Source organism: Candidatus Igneacidithiobacillus taiwanensis (genome assembly GCF_031962545.1).
Classification (GTDB): Bacteria; Pseudomonadota; Gammaproteobacteria; order Acidithiobacillales; family Acidithiobacillaceae; genus Igneacidithiobacillus; species Igneacidithiobacillus taiwanensis.
In genome coordinates this window covers 1-13,734 of record NZ_JAVRKK010000051.1, presented here as the reverse complement: position 1 = coordinate 13,734, position 13,734 = coordinate 1, and the positions used below count along the sequence as shown (strand labels likewise).

Annotated in this window: 17 protein-coding genes and 1 pseudogene; all 18 read left to right on the top strand. The window is 56.9% G+C overall.

Translation table 11 applies throughout. From position 1 onward, the window contains the following. Nucleotides 1–139 precede the first annotated feature (139 nt). Entirely contained in the window at nucleotides 140–784 is a 645-nt protein-coding gene (nadD, locus tag RTI30_RS08155) for a nicotinate-nucleotide adenylyltransferase (RefSeq protein ID WP_312263329.1), read from the top strand. A gap of 17 nt (nucleotides 785–801) precedes the next feature. Continuing rightward, complete coding sequence (gene rsfS, locus RTI30_RS08150; RefSeq protein ID WP_312263320.1) at nucleotides 802–1,161, top strand: ribosome silencing factor; 360 nt, start codon at nucleotides 802–804, stop codon at nucleotides 1,159–1,161. A gap of 2 nt (nucleotides 1,162–1,163) precedes the next feature. Then, on the top strand, nucleotides 1,164–1,646 hold the full coding sequence (rlmH, locus tag RTI30_RS08145) for a 23S rRNA (pseudouridine(1915)-N(3))-methyltransferase RlmH (RefSeq protein WP_312263321.1): 483 nt from the start codon (nucleotides 1,164–1,166) through the stop codon (nucleotides 1,644–1,646). Beyond that, the gene (locus tag RTI30_RS08140) at nucleotides 1,640–2,074 is read left to right on the top strand and encodes a hypothetical protein (RefSeq protein ID WP_312263322.1); all 435 of its coding nucleotides are present in this window, start codon (nucleotides 1,640–1,642) and stop codon (nucleotides 2,072–2,074) included. Before rlmH ends, RTI30_RS08140 begins: the two co-directional genes overlap by 7 nt. Further along, nucleotides 2,071–2,946, top strand: coding sequence for a hypothetical protein (locus RTI30_RS08135; protein WP_312263323.1), 876 nt, complete (start codon nucleotides 2,071–2,073; stop codon nucleotides 2,944–2,946). The genes RTI30_RS08140 and RTI30_RS08135 overlap by 4 nt, the downstream gene beginning before the upstream one ends. A 3-nt stretch (nucleotides 2,947–2,949) precedes the next feature. Further along, entirely contained in the window at nucleotides 2,950–3,540 is a 591-nt protein-coding gene (locus RTI30_RS08130; protein WP_312263324.1) for a nucleoside triphosphate pyrophosphatase, read from the top strand. Then, nucleotides 3,533–5,038, top strand: a complete 1,506-nt coding sequence (gene rng / locus RTI30_RS08125; protein WP_312263325.1) for a ribonuclease G — start codon at nucleotides 3,533–3,535, stop codon at nucleotides 5,036–5,038. The genes RTI30_RS08130 and rng overlap by 8 nt, the downstream gene beginning before the upstream one ends. Nucleotides 5,039–5,225: 187 nt before the next feature. Next, a complete protein-coding gene (locus tag RTI30_RS08120; protein WP_312263326.1) occupies nucleotides 5,226–5,588 on the top strand; it encodes a roadblock/LC7 domain-containing protein in 363 nt (120 codons plus the stop codon). Nucleotides 5,589–5,621: 33 nt separating this feature from the next. Beyond that, nucleotides 5,622–6,083 carry a PAS domain S-box protein gene (locus RTI30_RS08115; protein WP_312263327.1) on the top strand — a complete coding sequence of 154 codons (462 nt, stop codon included), beginning with the start codon at nucleotides 5,622–5,624 and terminating at the stop codon, nucleotides 6,081–6,083. A gap of 61 nt (nucleotides 6,084–6,144) precedes the next feature. Beyond that, on the top strand, nucleotides 6,145–6,585 hold the full coding sequence (locus RTI30_RS08110) for a hypothetical protein (RefSeq protein ID WP_312283613.1): 441 nt from the start codon (nucleotides 6,145–6,147) through the stop codon (nucleotides 6,583–6,585). After that, nucleotides 6,582–7,544, top strand: a complete 963-nt coding sequence (locus RTI30_RS08105; RefSeq protein ID WP_312283612.1) for an HD-GYP domain-containing protein — start codon at nucleotides 6,582–6,584, stop codon at nucleotides 7,542–7,544. The genes RTI30_RS08110 and RTI30_RS08105 overlap by 4 nt, the downstream gene beginning before the upstream one ends. A gap of 3 nt (nucleotides 7,545–7,547) precedes the next feature. Next, nucleotides 7,548–8,348: an MBL fold metallo-hydrolase gene (locus RTI30_RS08100; protein WP_312283611.1), complete on the top strand. Its 801-nt coding sequence runs from the start codon at nucleotides 7,548–7,550 to the stop codon at nucleotides 8,346–8,348. Next, nucleotides 8,345–8,701: a hypothetical protein gene (locus RTI30_RS08095; protein ID WP_312283610.1), complete on the top strand. Its 357-nt coding sequence runs from the start codon at nucleotides 8,345–8,347 to the stop codon at nucleotides 8,699–8,701. The genes RTI30_RS08100 and RTI30_RS08095 overlap by 4 nt, the downstream gene beginning before the upstream one ends. A gap of 143 nt (nucleotides 8,702–8,844) precedes the next feature. Then, nucleotides 8,845–9,764: pseudogene (locus RTI30_RS08090) on the top strand (ISL3 family transposase); the annotation flags it as partial. A 386-nt stretch (nucleotides 9,765–10,150) separates the two neighbouring features. After that, complete coding sequence (locus tag RTI30_RS14315; RefSeq protein WP_409449694.1) at nucleotides 10,151–10,348, top strand: integrase core domain-containing protein; 198 nt, start codon at nucleotides 10,151–10,153, stop codon at nucleotides 10,346–10,348. A gap of 587 nt (nucleotides 10,349–10,935) precedes the next feature. Then, complete coding sequence (locus RTI30_RS08085) at nucleotides 10,936–12,489, top strand: EAL domain-containing protein (RefSeq protein WP_312283609.1); 1,554 nt, start codon at nucleotides 10,936–10,938, stop codon at nucleotides 12,487–12,489. A 178-nt stretch (nucleotides 12,490–12,667) separates the two neighbouring features. Next, nucleotides 12,668–13,396, top strand: a complete 729-nt coding sequence (locus tag RTI30_RS08080; protein WP_312283608.1) for an alpha/beta hydrolase — start codon at nucleotides 12,668–12,670, stop codon at nucleotides 13,394–13,396. Further along, a partial coding sequence (locus RTI30_RS08075) for a hypothetical protein (protein WP_312283607.1) occupies nucleotides 13,396–13,734 on the top strand: 339 nt, incomplete at its 3' end. The genes RTI30_RS08080 and RTI30_RS08075, both read left to right, overlap by 1 nt.

The following is a 13,734-nucleotide window of genomic DNA, read 5'->3' as shown; positions in this document are numbered from 1 at the left end:
TACAACGCCGAACGGCCACACCATCGACTCGGACAGAAACCACCGCTATCCTTCCTCCTCCAACATCTACCACAGTGCCAAAGGTGGTGGACGCATACAGCATCTTTCCTCCTGCAAATCCATCCTCTACACTGCCCAAATGCACGAAAAGCGGCTGCTCTTGGGCGGTACCTTCGATCCTATCCACTACGGCCACCTGCGTGCCCTCGAGGAGGTGCGCGAGGCCTTGGGAATGGGCGCGGCCACCCTCGTGCCGGCCGGGCATCCGCCGCACCGCAAGAGTCCCTGGGCACCCGCAGAGCATCGTCTGGCGATGACCCGCATTGCTGCGCAAGAGGCGCCGGGCCTCGATGTGCTTGCATACGAGGTCGAACACGACGGCCCTTCCTACACCGTCGATACCCTGCGCAATCTGCGCGAGACGAACCCGGAGGGCTTTTTCGCCATGGTCATCGGTATGGACGCCTTCCTGCGCTTCGATACCTGGCGGGAGTGGGAGCAAATTCTCGATCTTACCCACCTGATCGTCATCGGTCGGCCCGGCTGGCCCATGGCGGAATTGCCCGAAGTGTTGCGCCAAGTGCTCTATCAACGCCGGGTGGAGGAGCTCGCACAGCTGCAGACGCTCCCCGGGGGTAGGATTGCCTTTCACACCGTTACCGCCCTGGAAATCTCCGCCACCCAAATCCGCAGCCTTCTGGCAGGCGGGCGCAGTGCCCGCTTTTTGTTACCGGACACGGTCTTAGACTATATTGCACAGCATCGGCTCTACCACGAATCCTGATCTGGAGGATCAAAAACTTGCCCTGCACCCCCGAAACTCTCCGCGATTTGAGTATTGCCGCCTTGGATGAACACAAGGCCATCGACATCCAAAGCATCGATGTACGCCAACAGACCGATGTTACCGATTACCTGATCATTGCCTCCGGCAACTCCGATCGCCAACTGCGCGCCCTGGCCGAAGCCGTGGTCGACAAGGCGCGGAGCGAAGGAGTGCGTCCGCTGGGCACGGAAGGAGCCGCGGGTAGCGATTGGATGCTGGTCGATTTGGGGGATGTAGTGGTGCATCTGATGCGCCCGGAAACCCGCGATTTTTACCAGATCGAGCGGTTGTGGGGTGAGTTGCCGAAGGTACGCAGCCAAGGCACCGAGGGGTAAGGATGCGGCTGCTGGTCCTCGCCCTGGGGACGCGGATGCCGGACTGGGTGCATGCTGCGGTCGACGAATACAGCCGGCGGATTTTGCCGCCGGTGCAGTTGGAGTGGCGCAGCCTACCCTTGGCCGAGCGCGGTCGCCAGTACGATCCCGCCCGTTGGCGACGTGAGGAAGGCGAACGATTACTAGCCGCAAGCCGCAAAGACTCGGAGATCGTCGCCCTGGAAGTGCAGGGTCGTGCCTTGCACAGCGAGGAGCTGGCGCAGAAAATGGATGTGTGGATCGATAATCGTCAGGACGTGACCCTGTGGATTGGCGGCCCCGACGGCATCGATCCGGAGCTGCGGCCACACTGGCGTTGGTCACTCTCGGCCCTGACCCTGGCGCACCCGGTGGTGCGCGTGGTGCTGGCCGAGCAGTTATATCGCGCCTGGAGTATTCGCGCTGGATTACCCTACCACCGCGGTGCAGAGGAGAGTGGATGGTGAAGTTGCTCAGTCAGGTTTTGCCCCGCCTTGGGGTAGTCATTGCCCTCGGCATGGGCCTGAGTGCCTGTGCCCAAATGGTGACGCCCACCCCGCAACAGAGCAGTAGCAATGCCATTGCCGTACAAGCGGCACGCGTTCGCATCTTTGCCCTTTCGCCGCAGGTGACGGCGCAGCAATTGGCGCCGGCACAGCAAGCCCTGGCGGCAGCCCAGGCCGCTCAGCAGCGCGGCGACTATCTCTTTGCCGAACGCGAGACCGAGCTCGCCCGGGTACACCTCGACAACATCCAGCTGCACCTGGATCAAAGCCCGGTGAGTGACGAGAATCAGCAGCTCAAGAGCCAGATCAAGGATCTGCAGCATCGCATCGCCTCCCTGCAGGAAAAGATTGCGGCTACGCGCCAGCAACTTCAGGAGAGCCAACCATGAAGCGTCGCCTACTCCTTCTTCCGCTCTTCCTGTTGCCCAGCCTGGCCTGGGCGGATACCGCTACCACCATGGCTCTGCAGCAGGCCTATGCCCAGGCGCGCAGCCTGCAGCCGCTGTTGAGCCCGCAAGAATCGGCGCGACTGCAGCAGGATCTACAGCAAATGACGGCGGATCAGGCCAATCCCGCGCTGTTTGGCGTCGACCGCGCCATATTCGAGGCGCGGGTGCACGGCATACGTGCGGCACACGCGCCCAGCAGTATCCAAGAAAAAGAGCGCTTGCAGCGGCAACTGAATAGCCTCAATCAGCGCTATCAGTCGTTGCAGGCCGAGTACGCCCAGCTGCGTCAACAGTTGGCAGACCGCACCATGGAGAGCGCCCGCAGCAGCCATCTCCAACAAGAAATTGAGCAGCAAAAACAGACCTTGCAGCAGGAAGAGAAAAGCCTCGCAAAGCTACAGGCCAATTCCAGCGCGGCACCTACCACCAGCCCTGCCGCGCGCGCCCCGCAAGCCTCACCGATTCCCCAGCAGCTGCAGGCCCTAGCGAGCTACGGCACCCTGCGTCAGGGAAAATATGGGACGGAGCTGGATTTGCCGATAGCCAGTCTGTTTTCCGGCGACCGTGAGCTTTCGGCCAATGGACGCCAACGCCTGCGCAGCATAGCCGGGGCCTTGAAGGGGATAACGGCGCCGCAGATCCTGGTGCGGGTGTCGCCGCAGCCGGGGGGCATCAACCTCGCCACCCAGCGTGCCGAGGCCATCGTCCAGGGCTTGCGCCAGGCTGGGGTGCCGGAACAACGCCTCGCCCTCGCGGCCAACTCCGGCGTTGCCAACGGCATGGCGCAGATTCTTTTGCCCGGCGGCTCCTGAACGATGCCGCGGCTGGTTTTGGCCTCCGCCTCGCCGCGGCGGCGCGCGCTCTTGGCGCAACTGGGGTACCGGGTGGAATTGCGCCCGAGCGCCATCCACGAGCGTCGCTTTGACGGCGAGAGTCCCATGCAACTAGTGCGTCGACTCGCCCGCGAAAAGGCACAAAGCGTCATCCGCCCGCGAGAAAAAGCCCTCGTCCTTGCTGCCGACACCTTGGTCTGCCTTGGCGACCAGGTTTTTGGCAAACCAGCCGATGCGGACGAAGCCCTAGCCTTTTACCAGACCCTCGGTGGTCAGTGGCATCAGGTGCTCACTGCCGTTGCCATCCACGACGGTAAAGATCTGCACCAGATTCTGTCGCGTAGTTCGGTATTCTTGCGCGCCCTCGATGCGGCCGAGGCCCGAGCCTACTGGGCCACCGGCGAGCCTCGAGACAAAGCCGGCGGCTATGCCATCCAAGGCATCGGCGCCGTCTTTATCACCGGCTTGCGCGGTTCCTATTCCGGGGTCATGGGCCTGCCTTTGGCCGAGACCGCCGCCTTGCTAACTCGCCTTGGTTTTCCTCCACCGTCCTTGCGGGGTCGCCATGAGTGAAGAATTGTTGATCAACGTCACCCCGCAGGAAATCCGTGTCGCCCTCGTCGACAATGGCGTGCTCCAGGAATTGCAGGTCGAACGCAGTAGCCATCGCGGGTTGGTCGGCAACATCTACAAGGGCATCGTGCGCCGGGTACTGCCGGGAATGCAGGCGGCCTTCGTCGACGTCGGTCTGGAGCGTACTGCATTCTTGCATGCCGCGGATATTCAGGGTGCCGAGAGTGAGGCGGAACTCGCCCAGGAGGGAGAAACGGATATCGAGTCGCGCAGCGTCAGCCTGCACGATTTGCGCAGCGTCTCGACCCTACTCCACGAAGGGCAGGAGCTTCTCGTCCAAGTCATCAAGGATCCCCTCGGCAGCAAGGGCGCGCGCCTGTCGACGCGCATTACCCTGCCGGGGCGTTACCTGGTCTACATGCCGTTTTCACCACGCATTGGTGTGTCGAGCCGCATCGAGTCGCCGGAGGAACGCAGCCGTCTCAAAGACCTGCTGAAGTCCCTCCTGCCGCCAGAGGAAACCGGCGGTTTCATCATTCGCACTCTGGCCGAGGGCGTCGGTGCCGAAGATTTTAGTAGTGATCTCAAATTCCTGCAGCGCCTTTGGCAAAACGTCCAGGAAGACTTGCGCGGCAGTCATGCCCCCCAGCTCATCTACGAAGATCTCAATCTCGCCCTGCGCGTCATGCGCGATGTGATGTCTGACGACATCCAACGGGTTCGCATCGATAGCCGCGAGACCTTCGAGGCGGCGCGACAGTTTTGCCGCGAAGTGGTACCGGAGGTGACGGAACGCATCGAGCACTATGCCGGCGAGCGCCCGCTTTTTGATCTCTACCACGTTGAGGAAGAGATCGAAAACGCCCTACAAAGCCGGGTCAATCTCAAATCTGGCGCCTATCTGGTCATCGACCAGACCGAGGCCTTGACCACCGTCGATGTCAACACCGGCGGCTTCGTTGGCCGTCGCAACCAGGAAGAGACCATCCTCAAGACCAACCTCGAGGCCGCCGCCGCCATCGCTCGCCAGCTGCGTCTGCGCAACATTGGCGGCATGATCATCATCGACTTCATCGACATGGACAACGAGGAGCACAAGCGGCGGGTGCAGCGCACCCTGGAAAAGGCCCTGCAGAATGACCGAACCCGCTGCACCATCACCCAAATCTCGGCCCTCGGACTCGTGGAAATGACCCGCAAGCGCACCCGCGAAAGCCTGCGCCAAATTCTCTGCGAACCCTGTCCTTACTGCCAGGGCCGGGGCTTTCTCAAAACCGCCGAGACCCTCTGCTACGAGATATTACGCGAAATCGTACGCGAGACCCGCGCCTACCCAACCGAACGCTTTACCGTTCTCGCCTCGCCACAAGTAGTGAACAAACTTCTCGACGAAGAAAGCACCAGCCTCGCCGCCCTCGAAGAGTTCATCGGCCGCCCAATCAAGGTGCAGGCGGAAAGCACCTACACCCAAGAACAATACGATATCGTCTTTTTCTAAGTGACTCTCTGCAGGACCGACTTCTAAATCCGTGACTGCGGTGTAGTGGGCGCATAGGCGGGGTTGGTCGCGCCAAAATCGCCCTTGCCTGTCGATAGGTCAGCATATTAGAATCATAAGATAATGTTATCGAAAGGCAATCAGCCACGATACATTTTGCATTTTTCGAGACCAAACGGAGGAAAACGTGCGCGCAGAAATCATACAATCGATTTTGCATGATCTTAACGGCAGTTCTGCCGATATCGAGGCTTCCGCCGTAATTTCTACCGATGGACTAACCATAGCCTCGGCCTTGGCCTCGAGCATGGATGAAGACCGCGTCGGCGCCATGGCTGCTGCTATGCTCTCTTTGGGGGTGCGAACCGCCGCAGAACTCGCAAGAGGAGAGATCGAGCAGGTCATGATCAAGGGCGGTGATGGCTATGTGTTGTTGATCCAAGCAGGCGCGGAAGCCGTGCTTTCGGTAATTACGCGTAAAGACGCCAAACTAGGTTTGGTCTTTCTGGATGCCAAACGTGCAGCCAACGCCATTGCCGAGCAGCTTTGACTCCCACCAACGTACATAGGGGCAAGCAAAGATATGGACGAGAGCTTTTTTGAGGGTGTCGGAGTGAAAAACGAGAGCGAGCTGCGCCAAGCCTGGGAGGGTATCGAACGTATGTTCGCCGTCATCCTCTTTGATCGTGATGGCATGATACTGTACGCAAATCCGGTGTTCTGCCAAGCAACGGGTTATGCAATCGAGGAACTTACTGGGCAGCATCACAAAATGCTCTGCTTGCCAGCATACGTAGAATCGCCAGACTATATCGATTTTTGGGAAAAACTTCGATCAGGAAATAAACAACATGGCACGTTTCATCGGCGGCGGAAGGACGGTCGAGATCTATTCTTATATGCCGAGTACACTCCAATATTCGATACGTCTGGCAATATCGTGAAGGTGTTGAAGATCGCCCAAAATACCTCTCGCGTGGCCGAGCATCTGATTCAGCAGCTGGGCATGAGCGAGAACCTCATCGGTCGGTTGCTCACCATGTAATGCCCTCGAGCACATCGAATTGTGCGCGATTTGTGACCATTTATTCAGATGAGGATGCATCATGACAGAGCCTCGATGCGCAATGAGCACCAAGGATGTGGTCGACCTATTGTGTGACATTGCCGATCAGGTTGCGGCAGTGATAGGAAATAAAGGCAGCATCAGCGTATTTCGATATGCCGGAAAAAAATTAGGAGAGCGTATTGGCTATGCCCATCGAGGAAGCCCCGAGGAAGCGAGAAATCTCGTCGCGACGTTCTTCAAGGAAAAGGGCTTCATGGACGATATCGAACTGCATAAAGGGGAAGCTAGATTGTGCGGCTGTAAGATCGGCTTGGTACTCAAAAATCGCGGTAGTGACGCTGGAAAGCATGCGTTGTGTCATTTTGGTTTTGGTTTGATCGATGGCGTCATGGAGGGCGTCACCGGACACAAGACGGTAACCCTACACGTCGAGTCCACGTATCATGAAGATGGGGTTACCTGTCGGGAGAGTTGGTGACCACCGCCTTCGCTCGCTGCTCGCCCAAAGAGCAAAGCGAAGGGCGAGTAGCCCCCGGTAGGCCACGCGGCAAATACTATATTTGTCGAAGCGACCGCAACAGCTGGGAGTGTAGGCGCGGCATGGTGGCTATCCAGCAAGCTGGGACCCGAGCGTGCTGTCTGCGCCCATCGAAGGCGAATGGCGGCAAGCCGGTGACCAGGGCAGCGGGGATCCAATCGCCGGCGCAAGGTCATTCGCGCACGGACGCGCGACAAGCCGTGCCGAGCAAAGCAATTCTCCTTCACCATCAACTTGTCAACATTCGTGAGCGTCGAATATACGATATGAACCACTCCAATTGCCAGAGAATTTGCGATCTGATGGATAGTCACGACTCGGCCTCATTGGATATGAGCACGCTGTTCCTGATGCTAGAAAACCGTGACAGACATACGAGCGAGCACTGCAAAAGAGTTAGGGCACTATCCATTGATTTGGGTCGATCCATGGCTCTTGAGGAGTCCACAATCAATATCTTGGATTGCGCTGCACTGTTGCACGACCTTGGAAAAATTACCATTCCCCAAAACATTTTATATAAACCAGCAACGCTCGACGATCGCGAATGGAAAAAAATGCGAACACATAGTGCCATTGGCGCAGAATTGATTGCGTCACGGAATTTTCCCCTTGCCAAAGAAGTTGCCAAAGCGGTCCGGCATCATCACGAACATATCGATGGCTCTGGCTATCCCGATGGGCTGAAAGGGGGTCAGATTCCACTATTGGCAAGAATTATATCCGTGGCCGACAGCTACGATGCGCTGACTTCGCGCCGAGCATACCATGGTATAATAACGCACGATCAGGCATTGGGAATCATGATCAAAGAAAGTGGAAAGAAGCTCGACCCAGACCTGGTTACCATTTTCATCAATCGAGTAATACCAATCATTGCGGGGGGGGGTGTAAATTAGATAATGTCCAACGTTCTTTACGACAATGGCATCCATAAGTGTGTTTCTTTCACCAATTTAGTGGAAGGAGAAGGCATTCAGGCCAACCAGTTTCTCATCGTTCATGCCGGTGAGGGTATGCTGCTCGACCCTGGTGGCAATCTCACCTACAAGCATCTCCTGGCGGAAATGGCCAGCTACTTTCTTCCCGCTCACCTGGATTACGTATTTGCCTCCCATGAGGACCCGGACATCGTTGCATCCGCCAATGGCTGGCTGTTGATTACCAATGCAAAAATTCTTATTGCTAATGAGTGGACTCGTTTCCTGCCACATTTCTGTTCCAAAGGTATGACGGAGGGACGAGTGATCGGCATTCCTTCAAGGGGGATGACCGTGAGCCTCGGGGGCTACGATTTGCAGATCATTCCCGCACATTATCTGCATTCAGTGGGTAACTTTCAGGTATATGACCCGTTGAGTAAGATCCTGTTTTCTGGCGATTTAGGCGCCAATCTGGTCAGCGGCCATGACGCCGCCAAGGTGGTAGAAGGAGCCGAAGCCTTCCATGCACATCGCGCGCTCTCGGGTATGGATGGGTTTCATCGCCGATATATGGGAGGCCAAAAAGTTTGCAGGCTTTGGGCACAAATGGCGCGCAAAATGGACATCGAGTGGATCGTCCCGCAGCACGGTGCATCCTTCAGGGGGAAGGAAACCGTAATCGCCTTCCTCGACTGGTTCGAAAACCTGGAATCGGGCCCCGATCTCTTGACCGAGGCAGACTTTCCGTATCCTCTCCCCAACACCGGAGGTAACGCATGAAACCTGAAGCATTTTATGATTTTTGCGCCCAGTTACAAACGGTCGTACCAGAGATGATGGGAGTCGCTCTCCTCTCTACCGATGGGTCCGTTTTGTATCAAGAGGGAGAGTTGGTGGCCGATATTGGACTCGTCGGAGTTGCTGGGGCAGCAGTCATGCGCTTGGCCGAGCATATCGGTTCCGGGCTTGAGGAATGCCCGGCCCAAGAAATTACCATCCGTTGCAAAAAGCATGCGGCGCTTTTCGCGCCAATGACAGCAGATACCATGGTGATGGTGGTCCTGCCCACGGGAGTCGACACCAGAATCATCGGTTCAAATATTCACAAAATAAACGGTAGCCAGACACAATGATGCAAACTGTCCCGTCATACAAACACATCAACGAAACTGACTAAAATTCCACAAAACATTAGCACCAAATGGGCTCCTCGACACATCGAGTGGGTAAGGCGGTGTGATTGCCCTATGGTAGAGGTGGCAAGCTGAGAGCAACGATGGACCAAGGGAACCAACTATTCACTCTGGCATTAGGTCCGATTCCACCGTGGATGGTGAACGAGGTGCGGTTCACGGCGGAGGAAAAGCGCCTGGACCTGCATGTGAACTTCCCCAAGGGTAGTCGTTTTCCATGTCCTGTCTGTGGCCAGGAGTGTCCCGTCCATGACAGCTAGGAGAAGGTCTGGCGTCACCTGGATTTCTTCCAGCATGCCGCGTATCTTCACGCCCGTGTGCCGCGGGTCCATTGTCCGGAGCATGGGTGCATTTGGTACCCGTCCCTTGGGCTCGGGAAGGCTCCGGATTCACGTTGCTTTTCGAGGCCCTGGTCATGGCCATGGTCCGGGAGATGCCCGTGTTGACGGTCGCCCGTCTAGTGCGGGAGACGGACCAGCGACTCTGGCGGGTGCTCGATCATTACGTCGCCGAGGCCCGCGAGGCCGCGGACCTGTCAGAAGTCCGCGCTATCGATGTAGATGAAACCAGCAGCTGGCGTGGCCATGGCTACATCTCCCTATTTGTGGACCTGGAGGCCAAGCGTTTGCTCTTCGCCACCCCAGGCAAGGATGCCAAAACCTTCGAGAAGTTCGCCGAAGATCTGCAGGCCCATGGCGGTAACGCCGAGGCCATTACGGAGGTGAGCATGGACCTCTCACCGGCCATCCAAAAAGGCGCCGCAGAACACCTGCCCAACGCCCAGATCACCTTTGATCGCTTTCACCTGCTGAAGCTCATCAATGAGGCCGTGGATGCCGTGCGCAGGGGCGAGGCCATCTCCCAACCCGATCTGAAAAAGAGCCGCTGGCTGTGGCTCAAGAACCCGGGAAAGCTCTCAGCCAAACAGACCGCCAAGCTCCAGGAGCTCCTCAAGAACCAGAGTCTCAAGACGGCTCAGGCCTACCAGTTCCGCCTGACCTTCTAGGAGAGCGGCGGCAACCCAGCGGCCTTGGCGGCCCAATCCTCGGCCCCCAAGCAGAAGGGGGCGCCCCGGACCGACCCCAGGCGCGTGGTCGAGATGAGACGGCTGCGCAGGCTCCATCCCAACCTCGGCAAGGAGAAGCTCCATGTCTTGCTTGCCCCTTGGTGTACAGCCCACGGCATCAGGCTGCCCTCGGTTTCGACCCTCGGGCGCATCATCGCCCGTGCGCGGGCAAGATGCGCCATAGTCCCGCACGACTCGATGCCCGCGGTCGCCCCAAGCCCGTCAGGCGTGCGCGCAAACCCTTGCCGCACAGCAGATCCAGCGCTGATACATCTATCCCAAGACGCCGAAAATGAACGCGAGACGCACGCTCCAACCGCACCATCCAGGAATCTTTCGTCGACTATCACGAAGACCTGCTCTTCACCGACCTGGCCCGCTTCAACGAAAAGCTCGCCGACTGGCTCATCTTCTATAACGCCGAACGACCACACCATCGACTCGGACAACAAGCACCGCTATCCTTCCTCCTCCAACATCACCCCGAGTGCCAAAGGTGGTGGACTTATGCACAGGCTTGAAGGAATCTGCGTTTCCTGATAGTAATTCTTGGTCAGTGGACGATATTTTGTTGGACGGATGGCTGCCAGAATGACGGCATTCACCGTAAGGTCTGGTATCCGCACCACTTTAACCCTAACGAAGCCTAGTAAAAACGGGCTTTTCCCATATAAACCAGATAAAAAAATCCGCTGTCATAGCCAAAACGACCTTACAATGAATAACGGAGCGTCGTGGGTGAGGTCGTCGAATGATGGAACATCCTAAAGAGCACAAACGCTCGGGGTATGCAGAGCTCGCAGCTGACGATTGGATTTTGGGTGAGCGCCATCGCCTAACCGCGACACTTCTGGAAAAGGCCACCGAGCTTATCACTACCACAGATTACAATGCTCTGTTGGAAGGCCTCTGCCGCAGCCTCGTAGAGGCTACTCCGCACATCCTATTGGCCTGGGTCTGGATCGGTCCTGGCGATAGCCGAGAGATCGTCCCTCAGGTCGCTGTTGGGCCCGCCAAAGAATACGCGCAAACCCTAAAAATACGCCGTAACCTGCTTACCGAGCGAGGACCCATCTTCCAAGCGCTCTCTGGCACGAGACTCGTAGAAATGGGCATATCCGGAAGATCGCTCTACGGGCCATGGCGTCGCGCTGCGCGCCGATACGGCTTTCGGGCGGCTATTGCTTTGCGGCTCTCGTGTCTTGAAGGAGGAAAAGCAGGAGTCATCGCCCTTTATGGAGACTCGGAAGATTATTTCCAGAAGGTAGGGGAAACTCCTTTCCTTGCCTTTGCGCGATCGGCACAGTCCATGCTGCACCAGTGTTCCCTGATTGATCACCTGAAATCAGAGGCGATTACCGATGATCTTACTGGACTTCCCAACCGTCGAGCATTTCGGTTAGAGCTAGAACGATATTGTTCCCTTACCCTTCGACGCGACCGCCTACTCGCGGTTGGGATGCTCGATCTGGACAACCTGAAAGACATCAATGATCGTCTGGGACATGCCGCCGGCGATACGACGATCCGGCAAGTGGCCCAGCGGATCTCGTCCGTTCTGCGAGCTGGCGATGTCTGCGCCCGCTTGGGTGGCGATGAGTTTGGACTACTCGTTCACGAACCGACCTGTGTAGACGATCTGGCGGCTCTTTCCGATCGTATCCTCGACGCGCTGAGAGAGCCGATCGCGATTGCCGATGGCTTACGTGCCGAGACTTCAGCCAGCTTAGGCTGGACCATCTACCCCCTGGATAACGAAGATTCGGAAACATTGATCCGGCATGCCGATCGCGCACTCTACGCAGCAAAAAACGGGGGCAAGGACCAGTTCGCCTTTTACCATGCTTCTCACGAAACCAGCCCGGAGGAAGACGTACAGCCGGTACGGTTACTTACCCAAGCGCTGCAATACGAGGAACTACACCTATATTATCAGCCGATAGTCCGCCGTGATCTGCAGGGAAGCATGCGATTAGTCGGCGTAGAGGCTTTGCTGCGGGTACACTCTGGCGACCTCATACTCACACCAACCAGTTTCCTGGGCGCACTGGACCACCCGCGGTTGGCGCGCCCAATCAGTCGGTTCGTCCTGCAGACGGCACTACGGCAGGCAGAAGCATGGCAAATCCGTGGGCTCGACATCCCCGTTTCCGTCAACGTGAGCGTCGCTCACCTGCTCGACCCGAGATTTTTGGACGATATTGAGAGTCTAGTATGCAAGCAGAGCAGTGTTTCTCCCAACAAGATCACCTTAGAGGTCACGGAAACCGCGCCGATTCCCAACTTTCATACAGTCTGTTCTGTATTGGAGCGGTGTCGCCAGTGGGGGTTACGCGTATCTCTGGATGATTTTGGTACGGGATACTCTTCTCTGACCTACATGCAAAAGTTTCCAGCAACCACTATCAAGCTCGATACTAGCTTTACTCAGAGTATACTGACGAATAAAAGAGATCTCGCCATCGTTTCTGGTATCGTCGTGGCTGCTCGAGGGATAGGGCTTGACGTGGTAGCCGAAGGCGTAGACTCTTTCGAATGTGCCAATTTACTGCAAACCATTCAATGTAACATCCTACAGGGATACTGGATTGCCAAACCCATGTCAGCAGATAGCCTGGAAAAGTGGATACAGGACTCTGGTATCACCATTGATAGATTTTGAAGCTTTGATGAGTAGCCAGTGTATTTATCGCACCTCTCGTTAATCATCAGTCAGGCAAGACGATTTGGATCATGAAAGAGACCACCCTATCTAACTCGCCAAAATCTTTTATAAAGATTGAGGGTATTGGCACGGTTCCCGTCATTCTCGGACACGGATTCGGCTCAGATAAGGGGGTTTGGGATTCTCTGCTGCACTGCCTTCCCCTAGGGTTTCGGTATATCCGCTACGACCTGGCAGGCTTCGGCTCCACTGCAGACACTCGCGTCCGGTATGGCCGGAGCGCCACAACAATCTTTTTGCTTATGTAGATGATCTGATCCAGCTCCTCCAGACTCTTCCGGATTGTCGCGGGCAGCCAGTGATCTACATTGGCCACTCGGTAAGCGGCATGATTGGGGCCATTGCAGCAATAGCACAGCCTGAGCTCTTCCAGCAACTGATTCTCATCAGCGCTTCACCTTATTACCTGCGTGAGCCCAACTATCCGGGCGGGCTTACGCAGTCAGACCTGGACGAACTCTTCAAGGCCATGGCTACCAACTACCAAACTTGGGCAGCAGGCTTTGCGCCGGACCTTTTTGGTATCGATGACTCGGCCCTGCTGGCCGATTTCTCCAGGTCCCTATTCCAATTGCAACCGGATATTGCATTACGGACGCTTCGCATGATCTTCGAGTCCGATTGGCGTTTCGTCGTGGGCAAGATCCGCACGCCAGTGCATCTGATTCAGGCTCGGGATGATTTTGTTGTACCGCAGGAGGTCGGGCTTTGGCTACACGAGCATATTCCCGGCAGCACACTGGATTGGGTAGACGCGCGTGGTCACCTCCCTCACCTAACCCACGCTGCCGACGTTTGTCTCCTCATTCGTCGCTTTCTCCCACAAGTACAGCAGCCCCAGTAATGACAGAAACGCCAGAGATGGGAGTTTGTTCCGGTGGTCTGCAAGCCTTTTGCAGATTCCTCGCCCAATGGAGCTCCGCCTCTCTGGTACTGGCGCTGGAGGGCGGGCGAGGCCGGGAAAAAGCTCGCGTCATTGCGAGCAACGTGCCGTTGCACCTGAAAAATCCTGAAGTGCCAAGCATTCCGTCGGAGGTTTTTACAGGCGGCACGCTAGTTACCCTCGATAGTGCCGCAATGAATTTGCCACCAGCACTCACCATCCACGCCACCGCACGTCTCCAGCCTTGGTTTTTTCTTCCTGGCGGGATTCCTCACGCAGAGGCAAGTGGGGTGCTCTTT

Coding starts and splice junctions, on each gene's coding strand:
- nadD (WP_312263329.1), top strand. CDS start 140: ATGCACGAAAAGCGGCTGCTCTTGGGCGGTACCTTCGATCCTATCCAC.
- rlmH (WP_312263321.1), top strand. CDS start 1,164: ATGCGGCTGCTGGTCCTCGCCCTGGGGACGCGGATGCCGGACTGGGTG.
- RTI30_RS08140 (WP_312263322.1), top strand. CDS start 1,640: ATGGTGAAGTTGCTCAGTCAGGTTTTGCCCCGCCTTGGGGTAGTCATT.
- RTI30_RS08135 (WP_312263323.1), top strand. CDS start 2,071: ATGAAGCGTCGCCTACTCCTTCTTCCGCTCTTCCTGTTGCCCAGCCTG.
- RTI30_RS08130 (WP_312263324.1), top strand. CDS start 2,950: ATGCCGCGGCTGGTTTTGGCCTCCGCCTCGCCGCGGCGGCGCGCGCTC.
- rng (WP_312263325.1), top strand. CDS start 3,533: ATGAGTGAAGAATTGTTGATCAACGTCACCCCGCAGGAAATCCGTGTC.
- RTI30_RS08115 (WP_312263327.1), top strand. CDS start 5,622: ATGGACGAGAGCTTTTTTGAGGGTGTCGGAGTGAAAAACGAGAGCGAG.
- RTI30_RS08110 (WP_312283613.1), top strand. CDS start 6,145: ATGACAGAGCCTCGATGCGCAATGAGCACCAAGGATGTGGTCGACCTA.
- RTI30_RS08100 (WP_312283611.1), top strand. CDS start 7,548: ATGTCCAACGTTCTTTACGACAATGGCATCCATAAGTGTGTTTCTTTC.
- RTI30_RS08095 (WP_312283610.1), top strand. CDS start 8,345: ATGAAACCTGAAGCATTTTATGATTTTTGCGCCCAGTTACAAACGGTC.
- RTI30_RS08085 (WP_312283609.1), top strand. CDS start 10,936: ATGGGCATATCCGGAAGATCGCTCTACGGGCCATGGCGTCGCGCTGCG.